Source organism: Synechococcus sp. CBW1108, from assembly GCF_015840335.1.
In the GTDB taxonomy this organism is placed as follows: domain Bacteria; phylum Cyanobacteriota; class Cyanobacteriia; order PCC-6307; family Cyanobiaceae; genus Cyanobium_A.
The window spans coordinates 984,138-998,514 of sequence record NZ_CP060395.1; the positions used below are offsets into that span (position 1 = coordinate 984,138).

The window sequence follows — 14,377 nt, forward strand, 5'->3', positions numbered from 1 at the left end:
GCGCCTCAGCGCACCTGAGCCACCAGGTAAGAGAAGGGCAGATCGATCAACTTGCCGGCCCGAGGCACGTAGGCCCGCTTGTTGAACACGTCATAGCCGTGGGATTCGATCACATCGAGAATGCCCCGATAGAGGCGCAATGAGGCCCAAACCGGCCAGCGGGCATCTGGGGCCAACCAGCGCACCCCCGCCTCCGAACGGGCGAACCACATGCGGGCCCGCTCCAGCTGGAAGCGCATCAATGCCCGCCAGTTGTCGTTGACAACGCCGGCCAGCAACTGCTCTTCGCTATAGCCAAAGCGCGCCAGATCCTCCTGGGGCAGGTAGATGCGACCGCGACCGCGATCCTCTCCCACATCCCGCAGGATGTTGGTGAGCTGGTTGGCAATGCCCAGGGCCACCGCCGAGCGGGAAGTGTCGGGTCGATCGCTCCAGGGGGCAGTGGTGTAGGCAGGGTCAAGGCCCATTACCTCCTGGGTCATCAATCCCACGGTGCCCGCCACCCGATAGCAGTAGAGCTCGAGCTGCTCAAAATTTTCATAGCGGTGCTGGTTCAGGTCCATCCGCTGGCCTTCGATCATGTCGAGATAGGCCTGCATGGGCTGGGGATAGCGCTCGATCGTGTCGCGCATCACCAGGTCGAGGCCGTCGTGCACTTCGCCGGCGAAGAGCTTGCGGGTGCGCTCCTCCCAGCGGTCCAGCCGCCCGGCCAACTCCGCCACAGGCCGGGCTTGGGCCTCGGCGCTGTCCATCAGCTCGTCGGTGCGGCGACACCACACGTAGATGGCCCAGATCGCCCGCCGCTTGGCTGCTGGCATCAGCAGGGTGCCCAGGTAGAAGGTTTTGGCCCATTCAGCCGTTTCTCGCCTGCATGCCTCGTAGGCCTGGTCGAGGTTGGGCAGGGCGGAAACCACCATGGTCAGGCCGTTGCTGAGATGGCCTGGGCGCACTGCTTACCGCTGAGCACTGCCCCCTCCATCGAAGCCAGATAGCGCTGCATGGTGTAACAGCCCGCCAGAAAGAAGTTGGCGATCGGCGAGGCCTGGTCGGGCCGCAGCTGCTGGCAGCCCGGCACTGTTTTGTACACCGAGAGGGGCGTTTTCACCACGATCGACTTGCGCAGCTGGGCCTGGTCATCGCCGCTGAAGTGCAGCGGGAACAGGCGCTTGAGCTCCTCCAGGGTGGCGGCCACGATCTCCTCATCCGGCCGGCCGATCCAGTCTTTTGCGGGGGCAAAGACCAGCTCCAGCATGGAGCGATCGGGGTCTTCGTATTCCCGGCAGGTGTTGCTCATGTCCGCATACACACTTAACAGAGGGCTGCGGCTGAACAGCAGGTGGTCGATCTCGGTGAGCTTGCGATCAAACCAGAGGTGGATGTTGATCACCGGCACGCCATTGAGGCCATCGAGCTTCTTGAAGTAGGGAATTTCCTTCCAGGGCTCAGGCACCAACAGTTTGAAGGGGTCAACCGGCATGGCACTCACGTAGGCATCGGCCGTGAGGGTGCGGGGCTCCTGGCCCTTGATGCCCCCGATCTGGAAGGCCTTCACCGTGCCATCGGCATGGAGCTCGATCTGGCGCAGGGGGGCATTGAGATGCACCTCACCACCGCGGGCCTCGATGTAGTCAACGATCGGCTGGCAGAGCCGCTGGGGTGGGTTGCCATCAAGGAAGGCCATCTTCGAGCCATCGCTCTCCTGCAGGAAGCGGTTGAGGGCGGTGAGCACCACGGTGCTGGAGATCTCATCGGGATCGATGAAATTCAGCGCCTTGGCCATGGCGATGAACACCTCATCGTTCACCCGTTCTGGGATGTTGTGGATGCGCAGCCATTCCGTCCAGGAGTACCTGTCGCACTCCTCGACATACTGCTGACCCCTCAGGATAGCCGGCACCAGGCCGATGCCAAAGGCGATCTTCTCGGGCCAGGTGAGCAGGTCGTTGTTGCCCAGGATCGCCGCCAAGCCGTTGAAGGGGGCCGGGATGTCGGGAAACTCGAAGCGGCTGTAGGTGCCTGGGGTTTCCTTTTGGTTGAAGATCATCGAGTGGCTCTTCCACTGCAGCCGGTCTTCGATGTCCAGCTCCTTGAGGAGCTGGCGCATGTTGCGGTACGCGCCAAAAAAGATATGCAGACCGGTTTCATACCAGTCGCCGTCTGCGTCCTGCCAGGCCGCCACCTTGCCGCCGAGCACGTCGCGAGCCTCGACCACCACTGGGGTGTGGCCGGCGTCACAGAGGTATTTGGCGCACGACAGCCCGGCGAGCCCTGCTCCGGCGATGACGACGCGCATATCTGCTCTTGAATCCAGGGGCAACCCTAAAGGGGGCCCTGGGCCGCTGCGGCCGGGAAGCTTTCTAGAGTTACGTGATCGGGTGCCCGTAATCGCTTTCCCATGGCCGACCCCCACACCACTGAGCTTGGCAACCCAGAACAGCTGGGCAGCGCGACCCTACTGAAATCCACCACCCGCCACGTGCGGCTGTTCACCGCCCACGTGGACAAGGGCAACCTGGTGGCCGATCCCAGCCAACTCACCATGGATCTGGATCCGGACAACGAATTCCTCTGGGACGGGCCCGTGCTGGCCAAGGTTCAAGACCAGTTCCGCGAGTTGGTTTCGGCCCATGCCGGGGCCGAACTCAGCGAATACAACCTGCGCCACATCGGCTCCGAGCTCGAAGGGCTAATCCGGCAACTCCTCCAGGCCGGAGAGCTGCGTTACAACCCCGACGCCAGGGTGCTCAATTACTCCATGGGCCTGCCCCGCAGCAGCGAAAACCTGTGAGCCGCTCCCGCTACAACGCCGATCGCTACCGCAGAGACCCCTACGCCGACGATCCCTATGAAAGGGGGGGGAGCGACAGGGGGCGGGGCAGGCCCGACCCAGGCCCCGCCCCTGGGGGGGGAGGGCCCGTTGGCGGCAACGCACCCTTCAAGTTCAACGTGGCCACCATGGCCATCCTGGCCGGGGTGCTGGTGGTGGGCATCGGCATCGGCACAGGCCTCTCCAGCACCACCCAGGGTGACCAGGGCAACATCGCCAGCTCCCAGCAGCTCGACATGGCCGTGCCCGATCCGGAGTTCTGCCGCCAGTGGGGCGCCAGCGCCTTCGTGATGGACATTGAGCTCTACACGACCATGAACCCCAGCTCGAGTTTTGTGACCCAGCCGGCGCTCAAGCCCGGCTGCGTGATCCGCAGGGAGAACTGGAGCGTGCTGCAGAAAGAAGGAGCTGTCACCTCCGAGCAGATGCGCCAGTGCAAGCAGCGGATGAACACCTTCGCCTACATCGGCTCGGTGAAGGACAAACCGATCGTGCGCTGCGTCTACCAGACAGACATCAGCGAGAACAAGTTCCTCACCAAGGGCGTGGCCGACAGCACCGTGGGCATCACCCCGGAATCCGACCAGTTCTGAGCAACAGGCCTCAGGCAGGGCTTTCCTGCTGGAGGGGCCGACGCAGGGGGCTGTCGGGGCTGGCGAAAACCGGCAGCACCTCCTTGCGGAAGGCGTCGGCGGCCCGGGAGCAGTAGCGGGCCGGGTGGCTGATCAGCTTGAGCTGACGACGCACCAGCAGGTCGGCCACCTGGGGGCGGTGCAGACTGGCCGCCGAGAGCTCCCGCTCGATCGACACCACCGGCAGGAAGGCGGCACCCAGGCCGCTCTGCACGGCGTTCTTGATCGCCTCAAACGAGTTGAGCTCCATCTCGATCTTGAGACGGGCCACATCCAGGCCGGAGCGGGCTAGCAGCTGGTCCACCATCTTGCGGGTGGTGGACTGGGCATCGAGGCAGACAAAGCCAAGCCGGTAGAGGTCGTCCTTGGTGAGTTCCGGCAGGCGGGCCAGGGGGTGCTTCACCGGCAGCACCAGGGCCAGCTCATCGCTGGCATAGGGCACCACCTGCAGCAGCTCACAGAGCTCACTGGGCAATTCGCCGCCAATGATCGCCAGATCCACCTGGCCGTTAGCCACGCTCCAGCCGGTGCGGCGGGTGCTATGCACCTGCAGCTGCACCGCCACCTCAGGGTATTTCTGGCGAAACAGGCCGATCATGCGCGGCATCAGGTAGGTGCCGGTGGTCTGGCTGGCGCCGACGATCAGGGAGCCGCCACGCAGGTTGTGGAGGTCTTCCAGGGCGCGGCAGGCCTCCTGACACTGGCTGAGGATCCGGTCGCAGTAGCTGAGCAGCAGGTGGCCGGCCTCGGTGAGCTGGGCCTTACGGCCGCCCCGGTCAAACAGGCTGACGCTGAGCTGCTTCTCGAGGTTCTGGATCTGCAGGCTCACCGCCGGCTGGGTGACATAGAGGCTGTCGGCAGCCTTCTTGAAACTGCCCTCCGAGGCGATGGCCCGCAGGATGCGGAGCTGGTCAAGGGTGAAGGGAAGATCTGCCATCGGGTTGCCTGGGTGGACCTGGGCCTGCCGGCTGGCGAGAAAAAAACTCTAAGAGGGAACTCTGGCGGCGAGAATCTGGAGCTTCACAACTCCCCATCCGGCCCGTGCCCCCCAGCTCTTTACAGCACAGCAGCTGGGTGATGCTGGCCCTGCTGCTCGCCTTTGCGGTGGTGCACAGCGGCGGGGCCTCCCTGCGGGCATGGGGCGTGGAGCGGATCGGCGAGCGGGCCTGGCGGCTGCTGTTCGCCGCCGTGAGCATCCCCTCAGCGGTGCTGGTGATCGGCTACTTCCTGGCCCACCGCTACGACGGCATCCGGCTCTGGAACCTGCAGGAGGCGCCCTGGATCGTGCCGCTGGTGTGGACCGGCACAGCCATCAGCTTCCTGTTTCTGTATCCGGCTACATACAACCTGCTGGAGATCCCAGCGGTGCTCAAGCCCCAGGTGCGCCTCTACGCCACCGGGATCATCCGCATCAGCCGCCACCCCCAGGCCGTGGGCCAGATCCTCTGGTGCGCCACCCACCTGCTCTGGATCGGCAGCAGTTTCATGCTGGTCGCCTGCTTTGGCCTGATCGCCCACCACCTCTTTGCGGTTTGGAACGGCGACCGGCGCCTGGCCAACCGCTTCGGAGCCGCCTTTGAAGAGCTCAAGGCCAGCACCTCGGTGATCCCCTTCAAAGCAGTGCTGGATGGCCGCCAGCAGCTTGTGCTCGGCGAGTTCCTGCGGCCGGCCCAGCTGGGCATTGTCATTGCCGTGGCTCTGTTCTGGTGGGCGCACCGCTACATCGGCGTCGGGGCCACCGCCTTCAGCCGCTCCAGCCTGGGCCACTGGCTCTCCTGATGGGCGGGCCCGCACAGTTGGCGAAGATCCCTGACGCAGTCTGCCTACACTTGCCGCAGCCAGCCTGGGTCGCATGCCGTCAGCCGCCGAACTCGCCTGGTTGATTCCGGTGCTGCCCCTGGCCGGGGCCTGCATCACCGGGCTGGGACTAATCAGTTTCAACCGCACCGTCAACCGTCTGCGCAAACCCGTGGCCTGGCTGCTGATCAGCTGCGTCGGGGCAGCGGCGGTGCTCAGTTACGCCGTACTCGCCCAGCAACTGGCCGGGGCAGGCCCCACCGAGGTGCTGTTCAACTGGGCCAGCGCCGGCAATTTCAACCTGCAGATGGGCTTCCGCGTGGATGCCCTCGGCGCCGTGATGCTCGCCCTGGTGACCACCATCGCGGTGCTGGTGATGGTTTACTCCGATGGCTACATGGCCCACGACAAGGGCTATGTGCGCTTCTTCACCTACCTGGCCCTGTTCAGCAGCTCGATGTTGGGCCTGGTGATCAGCCCCAACCTGCTGGAAATTTATGTGTTCTGGGAGCTGGTGGGCATGTGCTCCTACCTGCTTGTGGGCTTCTGGTATGACCGCGATGGCGCCGCCAACGCGGCCCAGAAAGCCTTTATAGTCAACCGGGTAGGCGACTTTGGCCTGCTGCTGGGCATCCTGGGGCTGTTCTGGGCTACAGGCAGCTTCGGCTTCGAGGAAATCGGCAGCCGACTGCAGGCAGCCGTGGCTGGGGGCAGTCTCCCCAATGCGGCAGCAATCCTGCTCTGCCTGCTGGTGTTCATGGGTCCCATGGCCAAATCGGCCCAGTTCCCCTTGCACGTCTGGCTGCCCGATGCCATGGAGGGCCCGACGCCAATCTCGGCCCTGATCCATGCCGCCACCATGGTGGCGGCCGGTGTGTTTCTGGTGGCCCGCCTGCAGCCGGTGTATGAGCCTTTCCCGGCGGTGCAGGCCACGATCGCCGTGGTGGGAACAATCACCCTGGTGCTTGGAGCCTCGATTGCCCTTACCCAGATGGACCTCAAAAAAGGTCTGGCCTACAGCACCGTTTCCCAGCTCGGTTACATGATGCTGGCCATGGGCTGCGGGGCTCCGGTGGCCGGCATGTTCCATCTGGTGACCCACGCCTTCTTCAAGGCCATGCTCTTCCTGGGCTCGGGTTCGGTGATCCACGCCATGGAGGAGGTGGTGGGCCACGAACCCGTGCTGGCCCAGGACATGCGACTGATGGGCGGCCTGCGCAAATACATGCCAATCACCAGCACCACCTTCCTAATCGGCTGCGTGGCAATCGCTGGCATTCCCCCCCTGGCTGGCTTCTGGAGCAAGGACGAAATCCTGGGAGTGGCGTTTGGTTCCTTCCCCCTGCTCTGGGTGGCCGGTTTCATCACCGCCGGCATGACTGCCTTCTACATGTTCCGGCTCTACTTCCTTACCTTTGAAGGGGAGTTCCGCGGTGGCGACAAAGTCCTGCAGGTCCAGCTGCTGGCTGCCGCTGGCAAGCCCCCAGGCGATGGGGACGGCCACGGCCACGCCAGCCATCCCCATGAGTCCGGCTGGCAGATGGCTATGCCGCTCGCCGTACTGGCGGTGCCTTCGGTGCTGGTGGGCCTGCTGGGTACCCCCTGGAACAGCCGCTTCGGCAACCTGCTCGACCCCCAGGAAGCCGCCGAGGTGGCGGAGCACTTCAGCTGGAGCGAGTTTCTCCCCCTGGCCGGGGCCTCGGTGGCCATCTCGGTGACCGGCATCAGCGTGGCGGTGCTGGCCTACGCCCTCCACAAGCTCGATCTGGCCACCGCCGTGGCGGCCCGCTTCCCGGCGCTCAATGCCTTCCTGGCAAACAAGTGGTATCTCGATGCCATCAACGACAAGTTATTTGTGCAGGGCAGCCGCAAGCTGGCCAAATCGGTGCTCGAGGTGGATTCCAAGGTGGTCGATGGGGTGGTGAACCTCACGGGCCTGGTGACCCTCGGCAGCGGCGAGGGTCTCAAGTACTTCGAAACGGGTCGGGCCCAGTTCTATGCCCTGATCGTGTTTGGCGGAGTCATCGCCCTGGTGGTGCTGTTCGGCTCGCTTGGCTGATCGGTTCGGCCATCACGCAGACCTACGCACCAACCCAGCACCAGCGGGGCAGCAGGCACAACTCTGTGTGACATCCCCCATCAGCGCAGTGCAGGGCCCGACTCAATTTCTACACTCCGCCTAATGGTGAGGCTTGTTTCGTGCCATTCCCTTGGTTGAGTGCGGCGATCCTTTTCCCGATCGCCGCCGCACTGGTGATTCCTTTCATTCCCGATGCCGGCGACGGCAAGCGGGTGCGCTGGTATGCCCTGGGTGTGACCCTCACCACCTTCCTGCTGACGGTAGGGGGCTACCTCAATGGCTATGACCCGGCTGTTGAGGGCCTGCAGCTGGTTGAACGGGTTTCCTGGCTGCCCAAGCTGGGACTGGCCTGGTCCGTGGGGGCCGACGGCCTCTCGATGCCCCTGATCCTGCTAACCAGCTTCATCACCTCCCTGGCGGCCCTGGCGGCCTGGCCGGTGACCTTCAAGCCCAAGCTCTTCTATTTCCTGCTGCTGGCCATGGATGGCGGCCAGATCGCGGTATTCGCCGTGCAGGACATGCTGCTCTTCTTTCTGGCCTGGGAGCTGGAGTTGCTGCCGGTGTATCTACTGCTGGCGATCTGGGGCGGCAAAAAGCGCCAGTACGCCGCCACCAAGTTCATCCTCTACACGGCAGGCAGCTCCCTGTTCATTTTGGTAGTGGGCCTGGCCATGGCCTTCTACGGCGGTGGCGCCCCCACCTTTGAGTACGCGGACCTGATGGCCAAGGACTTCTCCACGAAGTTCCAGCTCTTCGCCTATGCAGGCCTACTTATCGCCTTTGGGGTGAAGCTGCCGATCGTTCCCCTGCACACCTGGCTACCAGATGCCCACGGCGAGGCCACGGCTCCGGTGCACATGCTGCTGGCCGGCATCCTGCTCAAGATGGGCGGCTACGCCCTGCTGCGCTTCAACGTGCAGCTGCTACCCGAAGGCCATGCCCAATTTGCACCTCTGCTGGTGGTGCTGGGGGTCGTCAACATCATCTATGCGGCGCTCACCTCCTTTGCCCAGCGCAATCTCAAGCGCAAGATCGCCTACAGCTCGATCAGCCACATGGGCTTTGTGCTGATCGGCATTGGCAGTTTCAGTGCCCTCGGCACCAGTGGCGCCATGTTGCAGATGATCAGCCACGGCCTGATCGGCGCCAGCCTGTTCTTCCTGGTGGGCGCCACCTATGACCGCACCCACACCCTCCAGCTCGATGAGATGGGCGGCGTGGGCCAGTCCATGCGGAAAATGTTTGCGCTCTGGACCATCTGCTGCCTGGCTTCCCTGGCGCTACCGGGCATGAGCGGCTTCGTGTCCGAGCTGATGGTGTTCACGGGCTTCGTGACCAGCGAGGCCTATTCACTCAGCTTCCGCATCGTGATGGCGGCTCTGGCGGCGGTGGGCGTGATCCTGACCCCCATCTACCTGCTTTCGATGCTGCGGGAGATCTTCTTCGGCAAGGAAAACGTCGAGCTGGCCTCCCACACCCACCTGGTGGATGCGGAGCCGCGGGAGATCTACGTTGTGAGCTGCCTGCTGGTGCCGATTGTGGGCATCGGCCTCTACCCACGGATCATGACCGACACCTACCGCTCCTCCATCGAGGCCCTGGTGCAGCGGGAGACCACGGCCCTGGCCCGGGTGATCCAACCGCAGCCCGGCAGCCTGATCCGCCAGCCCCTGCTCACCGCTCCCGTCCTGCCCGTCTGAACAACCTGGTGGGACTACACAATTAGGCTCACCAGCACGTCGTCCCCGACCCCAGCCCGCCCAACCCACCATGAAACAGCTGAACTTTCTGCTGATCTTCAGTTTCGGCCTGGCCATGGTGATGTTCACGCTGGAGAACACGGCCCCGACCACCGTGCACTTTCTGCCCGGGTTGAGCGGCACCCTGCCCCTGGCGGCCCTGTTGCTGCTGGTCGGTGGCATCGGAGCCACAGCAGCTTGGGTTTTCGCTGTGTGGACAGGCGTTGTTCGCAAGGTTGAGGCGGTGCGGAGCCAGGGCGAAGCCGCCGCCCAGCAGGTGCGGATTGCGGAACTGGAGAACGACCTCCAGCGATATCGGGCCACGGTGGATGCCCAGCTGGGCCTGCTGCCCGCCGCGGGCCAGAGCTCGGCCGCTGCCAACTCAGAATCAACGCTGGTGTCCAGCGAGCAACACCGGTAGCTTGTCGATGGAACCAAATCAGGAGCAGGTATTCACCTTTGGTTGAAGGGGGCGCCAGGCTGGCCATCCGTCTGCTCCAAGACGCAGCCGAGCGGGGTGAGCTGGATCCCTGGGATGTGGATGTGATTGCCGTGGTAGACGGCTTCCTCGACCAGTTGCACCAGCGCATTGCCGTGCCCCGCCTGGTGGGCGGCAGCTATGAAAAAGATCTCGCCGAAACCAGCGAAGCCTTCCTGGCGGCCTCGGCGCTGGTGAGTCTCAAGGCCGAAGTGCTCGAAGCGGCCACCTTCGCCTGCGAACCCCTTGAGGAACAGGAACTCGGCTTTGACTTCGACGCCGATGGCCAGGGCTGGCTAATCAACCCAGGCATCGAACTGCCCAAGCGGCCGGAACGGCACCTCTGGCGCCGGCCCGTGGCCCCGCCACCCCTACAGCGCCCGGTGACCCTTGGGGAGTTGATCCGTCAGCTGGAGGACATCGCCGAACGGCTCGAACAGGACGATGGCCGCAGCCGTCAGCGCCACCGCCCCAAGCGCTACAGCGAGCGAGCCGCCATCCAGCAGGTGGCCGCCCTGGCCCACCGCGAAAAACTGCCGGAGACCACCGCCGCCCTGAGCCGGTTTCTGCTGAGCTGGGACCCCGCCCATGACTGGGCAGGATTCAACGAGCTGGTGCAGGCATGGGCCGACGAGGTGAACTGCCGTGGAGCCGGCGCCGAGTTGGATTGCGACCGGGTCGGGGTGTTCTGGGCGCTGCTGTTCCTCTGCCACCAGGGCAAGGTGGAACTGGAGCAGGAGGGCGGCCTGTTCGGCCCCCTGCAGCTGCGTCGCCTGCTTCATAGCGGCGAAACCCGCCAGCTCCCCCTCGTGCCGGCCGACAAGGCGGCGGTTCCCCTATTGGCAGCTTGAGCTTTGCCAATAAAATGGGACGTTAAAGAAGACAAGGTAAACGCCGATGAAGGCGATGATCCTGGCGGCTGGCAAAGGTACTCGGGTGCGTCCCATCACGCACACAATCCCCAAGCCGATGATCCCGATCCTGCAGAAGCCCGTCATGGAGTTTCTGCTGGAGCTGCTAAAGGAGCATGGCTTTACTGAAGTCATGGTGAATGTCTCCCACCTGGCCGAGGAGATCGAGAACTACTTCCGGGATGGTCAGCGTTTTGGCGTCGAGATTGCCTACAGCTTTGAAGGCCGCATTCAAGATGGCCAACTGATCGGCGACGCCCTCGGTTCGGCCGGCGGCCTCAAAAAGATTCAGAATTTCCAGAGCTTCTTCGACGAGACCTTCGTGGTGCTCTGCGGTGATGCCCTGATCGATCTCGACCTGACCGAGGCCGTGCGGCGCCACCGGGAGAAGGGTGCCATGGCGAGCCTGATCACCAAAAGGGTGCCCAAGGATCAGGTGAGCAGCTACGGCGTAGTGGTCACCGACGCTGACGGCCGGGTGCGCTCCTTCCAGGAGAAGCCGGCGGTGGATGAGGCCGCCAGCAACATGATCAACACCGGCATCTACATCTTTGAGCCTGAGGTGCTCGACTTCGTGCCCAGTGGCCAGCCCTTCGACATCGCCTCAGACCTGTTCCCCAAGCTGGTGGCGGCCGGAGCGGCCTTCTATGCCCTGCCGATGGAATTTGAATGGGTGGATATCGGCAAGGTGCCCGACTACTGGCAGGCGATTCGCAGCGTGCTGCAGGGGCAGGTGCGCCAGGTGCAGATCCCTGGCAAGGAGGTAAGGCCGGGGGTATTTGCCGGGCTCAATGTGGCGGCAGATTGGGACAAGATCAATGTGACCGGGCCCATCTATGTGGGCGGCATGAGCCGCATCGACAACGGCACCACGATCATTGGCCCGGCGATGATTGGGCCCAACTGCCACATCTGTGCAGGAGCCACGATCGACAACTCGATCATTTTTGATTACTCCCGCATCGGCCCTGGAGTGAGGCTGGTGGAAAAACTTGTGTTTGGCCGCTACTGCGTCGACCGCAACGGCGACCACTTCGACCTGCAGGAGGCAGCCCTCGACTGGCTGATCACGGACGTGCGCCGTCAGGATGTGATTTCACCCTCACCCCAGCAGAAAGCCATGGCCGAGCTACTGGGCACCGACCTGGCCAAGAGCTCCTCAAAGTGAGGCCGTAAGGCCTGCCTGGCGCAGGATCTCGGGGATGCGCTCCTCCGCTTTGATCGCCATTAGGTGCACCCCCTGGGCGATCTGCAGGTAGGCAGCCACCTGATCGGCGGCGATTGCCACCCCTTCGGCCGCCGGGTCTGCTGCGGCCGCCAGCCGATCAATGACGACCTGGGGAATCTGAGCTCCGGGCACCACCCGGTTGATAAAAGCCGCATTGCGGGCCGACTTGAGCAGAAACACCCCCGCCAGCACCGGCAGCTGCAGGGGGGCGGCGATCTCACCGACAAATCGTTTGAGGGCTTCGCCATCCATCACCATCTGGGTTTGCACAAAACGGGCCCCGGCCTCCTTCTTGCGCACCAGCCGGCTCTTCAGGCCACTCCAGCTGGAAGACTGGGGATCCGCCGCGGCGCCTGCGAACAGGTCTGTGGGCCCGTCAGGCAGCTGGCCCTGCACCGGATCCTGGCCGGCGTTGAACTGCCGCACCAGCTGCAGTAGGCGCACGGCCTCGAGCTCATTCACCGGCCGGGCGTCCGGTTGGTCACCAGCCCGCACCGGGTCGCCGGTGAGACAGAGCAGATTGCGGATCCCGAGGGCCTGGGCGCCGAGCAGGTCGGCCTGCAAGGCAATGCGATTGCGATCCCGACAGGCCAGCTGCAGCACCGGCTCGATGCCGGCATCCAGCAGCAGGCGGCAGACAGCCAGGCTGCTCATCCGCATCACGGCCCGACTGCCATCGGTCACATTGACGGCGTGTACCCAGCCGCGCAGGGATTCGGCGGCGGCCAGCACTCGGGCCGGGTCACCCCCCCTGGGGGGCATCACTTCCGCAGTCAGAGCTGACGCACCGCTGGCCAGGGCCTTTTGGAGCTGCAAACCGGTCCTTTCGTCGCAACACCCATTATTGGTCTTCGCCCTGCCTACACTGGGCGGCAGCCTGCGGCCTGGGCGAATGGATTCCGATCGCTCCACTGCAGGCCCCCTCGGCCCGGTGCGCCCAGAGATCTCGGAACGGGAGATCGAGATCATTGAGCTGGTGGCCCAGGGGCTCACCAACCAGGAAATAGCAGGCACGCTGACGATCAGCAAACGCACCGTGGACAACCACGTGAGCAACATCTTCACCAAAACCGGCGCCAAGAACCGGGTAGCCCTGCTCAATTGGGCCATGGATCACGGCAAGATCTGCCGTGACGGCTTCAACTGCTGCTCAATCGAAGCAGCTCCAGGCGTTCGTCCTCAGGCCAGCGGGCCAGCGGCCAACGGGCCAGGGACGCATTGCTGAACTGATGGCGGCCGGTGAGCTCGGCCACACACCAGGCTGGGATTTCTAGGGCCAGGTCCTGCTGTAGGGCCGCCGCATCGAGCTCCACCTCCGCCACCACCAGCGGCGAATTCTCGGCCTCAAACACATCGACCACCCAGTCGCCACCGGGCAGGTCCAGGCCATGGCGGCGCTTACTGAGCTTCTGGCCTGCCAGGGCCAGCAGGGCCGTGGCATCATCCTCGGGAATGGAGTATTCGAATTCCTGCCGCACCAGGCCCTCGGGGCCCATCGGGCCGCCGGCCGGGGGCGCCTTGAGGGTGAGCCAGGCCCCTGCCACATCAGGAACACCCCTGGCCTGCCGCACCCGCACGGTGAGTCCATCGGAACTGGCCAGCAGATAGCCCTGCTCCAGCCAGGCCTGCCAGCAGACGTGGCGGCGCCACTGCTGGCCGCTCACCAGAAAGCGTCGTTCGATTTCCAGGGCCATGGCGCCGATCAGCTCAACGAGGGATCAGTTATGGGAGGGCTCGGGGGCGGTGAGGCTACCGGCCCAGTGCAGCTTGTGGGTGAGGGTGCGGTAATAGGAGGGACTCTGCTCCAGCAGCACCTGCAGGGCTGGATGGGGACTGCGCTCCACCACCGCCCGGTCCCCCGGCTCAAGCACCGTGGCATGGGCGCCGTCCTTCCATAACTTGACCCTGCGGCTGGTTTCCCCCAGGGGCCACACCGAAAGCTGGGCCCGGGGGGGCACCACCACAGCCCGGCTCGAAAGGCTCATCGGGCAGATCGGATTGACCACAATCGCCTCTATGCCGGGATGGAGAATCGGCCCGCCAGCTGCCATCGCGTAGCCCGTCGAGCCAGTGGGGGTGGCAATAATCAGGCCATCGCCGCGGTACTGGTCCACCACCTCACCATCGATCTCCAGCTCGAGCACGCAGGTGGGTGAGACCTCATCGAGACAGGGGCGAAAATAAAAATCATTGAGGGCCAGATGGGCGCCATCGGCCTGCTCTAAGCCATCACTGCGGGCCACGCCATCACCCCGATTGATGTGGGCCTGCAGCATCATTCGACGCTCCAGGGCAAAACAGTCGTTGCGGAGGCGGTCCCAGAGGCTCTCCTGACCCAATTCGGCCTTCGGCCCAGGGGCAGTGAGGCGCAGCAGGCTCCGGTCATGGGTCAGAAAACCCAGGTGGCCGCCCACGTTGAAACTGAGAATGGGCACATCGAGAGGAGCCAGATGGCGGGCAGCACCCAGCACGGTGCCATCCCCGCCAAGTACCAGGGCCAGATCGGGCAGATGGGCCTCGGTGGCCAGCAAGCCTGGGAATGGGTTGCGGGCCAGGCCGCTGGAAGCAGCCACCACATGCACCCCCTGGGCGGCGAGATCTTCCGCGCAGCGCTTGGCCTGGCGTTGGGCAGCCTGGCTGCCCAACCTGGAAATCAGCCAGACCCGCTCAAGCCGCATCGCCAGG

15 protein-coding genes are annotated in these 14,377 nt (G+C 64.4%); 9 read left to right on the forward strand and 6 right to left on the reverse strand.

The genetic code is table 11. The annotated features are described in order from the left end of the window. Window positions 1-5: 5 nt before the first annotated feature. A complete protein-coding gene (locus tag H8F27_RS05310) occupies window positions 6-917 on the reverse strand; it encodes a phytoene synthase (RefSeq protein ID WP_197151872.1) in 912 nt (303 codons plus the stop codon). Window positions 918-919: 2 nt separating this feature from the next. Next, window positions 920-2,293, reverse strand: coding sequence for a 15-cis-phytoene desaturase (gene pds / locus H8F27_RS05315; RefSeq protein ID WP_197151873.1), 1,374 nt, complete (start codon window positions 2,291-2,293; stop codon window positions 920-922). 102 nt (window positions 2,294-2,395) lie between these two features. Here pds and H8F27_RS05320 point away from each other — a divergent pair, with 102 nt between their 5' ends. Then, window positions 2,396-2,788 (forward strand): NAD(P)H-quinone oxidoreductase subunit M, encoded by a 393-nt coding sequence (locus H8F27_RS05320; protein ID WP_197151875.1) that lies wholly within the window; start codon window positions 2,396-2,398, stop codon window positions 2,786-2,788. Continuing rightward, window positions 2,785-3,420 carry a DUF3172 domain-containing protein gene (locus H8F27_RS05325; protein WP_197151877.1) on the forward strand — a complete coding sequence of 212 codons (636 nt, stop codon included), beginning with the start codon at window positions 2,785-2,787 and terminating at the stop codon, window positions 3,418-3,420. Before H8F27_RS05320 ends, H8F27_RS05325 begins: the two co-directional genes overlap by 4 nt. A gap of 10 nt (window positions 3,421-3,430) precedes the next feature. On the opposite strand, the gene H8F27_RS05330 is transcribed toward H8F27_RS05325, so the two are convergent. Beyond that, window positions 3,431-4,396 (reverse strand): LysR family transcriptional regulator, encoded by a 966-nt coding sequence (locus H8F27_RS05330; RefSeq protein WP_197151878.1) that lies wholly within the window; start codon window positions 4,394-4,396, stop codon window positions 3,431-3,433. Between the two features lie 140 nt (window positions 4,397-4,536). Between H8F27_RS05330 and H8F27_RS05335 the strand changes: the two genes are divergently transcribed. The 6 genes from H8F27_RS05335 to H8F27_RS05360 all read left to right on the forward strand — a co-directional run bounded on the left by H8F27_RS05335 (window position 4,537) and on the right by H8F27_RS05360 (window position 11,632). Continuing rightward, window positions 4,537-5,238, forward strand: a complete 702-nt coding sequence (locus tag H8F27_RS05335; protein WP_197153383.1) for an NnrU family protein — start codon at window positions 4,537-4,539, stop codon at window positions 5,236-5,238. 73 nt (window positions 5,239-5,311) lie between these two features. Continuing rightward, complete coding sequence (locus tag H8F27_RS05340) at window positions 5,312-7,315, forward strand: NAD(P)H-quinone oxidoreductase subunit 5 (RefSeq protein WP_197151880.1); 2,004 nt, start codon at window positions 5,312-5,314, stop codon at window positions 7,313-7,315. A gap of 140 nt (window positions 7,316-7,455) precedes the next feature. Further along, window positions 7,456-9,036: an NAD(P)H-quinone oxidoreductase subunit 4 gene (locus H8F27_RS05345; RefSeq protein ID WP_197151882.1), complete on the forward strand. Its 1,581-nt coding sequence runs from the start codon at window positions 7,456-7,458 to the stop codon at window positions 9,034-9,036. 70 nt (window positions 9,037-9,106) lie between these two features. Next, window positions 9,107-9,496 (forward strand): lipopolysaccharide assembly protein LapA domain-containing protein, encoded by a 390-nt coding sequence (locus H8F27_RS05350; protein WP_197151884.1) that lies wholly within the window; start codon window positions 9,107-9,109, stop codon window positions 9,494-9,496. Window positions 9,497-9,534: 38 nt separating this feature from the next. Next, window positions 9,535-10,404, forward strand: a complete 870-nt coding sequence (locus H8F27_RS05355) for a segregation/condensation protein A (protein ID WP_197151891.1) — start codon at window positions 9,535-9,537, stop codon at window positions 10,402-10,404. A 46-nt stretch (window positions 10,405-10,450) separates the two neighbouring features. Further along, window positions 10,451-11,632, forward strand: coding sequence for an NDP-sugar synthase (locus H8F27_RS05360; RefSeq protein WP_197151893.1), 1,182 nt, complete (start codon window positions 10,451-10,453; stop codon window positions 11,630-11,632). Here the strand turns inward: H8F27_RS05360 and H8F27_RS05365 are convergent. Then, complete coding sequence (locus H8F27_RS05365; RefSeq protein WP_197151895.1) at window positions 11,624-12,508, reverse strand: methylenetetrahydrofolate reductase; 885 nt, start codon at window positions 12,506-12,508, stop codon at window positions 11,624-11,626. The genes H8F27_RS05360 and H8F27_RS05365 overlap by 9 nt on opposite strands. Before the next feature lie 76 nt (window positions 12,509-12,584). Between H8F27_RS05365 and H8F27_RS05370 the strand changes: the two genes are divergently transcribed. After that, a complete protein-coding gene (locus H8F27_RS05370) occupies window positions 12,585-12,917 on the forward strand; it encodes a helix-turn-helix transcriptional regulator (RefSeq protein WP_197151897.1) in 333 nt (110 codons plus the stop codon). Here H8F27_RS05370 and H8F27_RS05375 read toward each other — a convergent pair. Further along, on the reverse strand, window positions 12,832-13,386 hold the full coding sequence (locus H8F27_RS05375; protein WP_197151898.1) for a CYTH domain-containing protein: 555 nt from the start codon (window positions 13,384-13,386) through the stop codon (window positions 12,832-12,834). The genes H8F27_RS05370 and H8F27_RS05375 overlap by 86 nt on opposite strands. Window positions 13,387-13,410: 24 nt before the next feature. Further along, window positions 13,411-14,370, reverse strand: coding sequence for an NAD(+) kinase (locus tag H8F27_RS05380; protein ID WP_197151900.1), 960 nt, complete (start codon window positions 14,368-14,370; stop codon window positions 13,411-13,413). Window positions 14,371-14,377 lie beyond the last annotated feature (7 nt).

Bases quoted from the DNA above. Each gene is read 5' to 3' on its own strand.
- H8F27_RS05335 (WP_197153383.1), top strand. From the start codon at position 4,537: ATGCTGGCCCTGCTGCTCGCCTTTGCGGTGGTGCACAGCGGCGGGGCC.
- H8F27_RS05330 (WP_197151878.1), bottom strand. From the start codon at position 4,396: ATGGCAGATCTTCCCTTCACCCTTGACCAGCTCCGCATCCTGCGGGCC.
- H8F27_RS05370 (WP_197151897.1), top strand. From the start codon at position 12,585: ATGGATTCCGATCGCTCCACTGCAGGCCCCCTCGGCCCGGTGCGCCCA.
- H8F27_RS05340 (WP_197151880.1), top strand. From the start codon at position 5,312: ATGCCGTCAGCCGCCGAACTCGCCTGGTTGATTCCGGTGCTGCCCCTG.
- H8F27_RS05375 (WP_197151898.1), bottom strand. From the start codon at position 13,386: ATGGCCCTGGAAATCGAACGACGCTTTCTGGTGAGCGGCCAGCAGTGG.
- H8F27_RS05320 (WP_197151875.1), top strand. From the start codon at position 2,396: ATGGCCGACCCCCACACCACTGAGCTTGGCAACCCAGAACAGCTGGGC.
- H8F27_RS05380 (WP_197151900.1), bottom strand. From the start codon at position 14,370: ATGCGGCTTGAGCGGGTCTGGCTGATTTCCAGGTTGGGCAGCCAGGCT.
- H8F27_RS05350 (WP_197151884.1), top strand. From the start codon at position 9,107: ATGAAACAGCTGAACTTTCTGCTGATCTTCAGTTTCGGCCTGGCCATG.
- pds (WP_197151873.1), bottom strand. From the start codon at position 2,293: ATGCGCGTCGTCATCGCCGGAGCAGGGCTCGCCGGGCTGTCGTGCGCC.
- H8F27_RS05310 (WP_197151872.1), bottom strand. From the start codon at position 917: ATGGTGGTTTCCGCCCTGCCCAACCTCGACCAGGCCTACGAGGCATGC.
- H8F27_RS05360 (WP_197151893.1), top strand. From the start codon at position 10,451: ATGAAGGCGATGATCCTGGCGGCTGGCAAAGGTACTCGGGTGCGTCCC.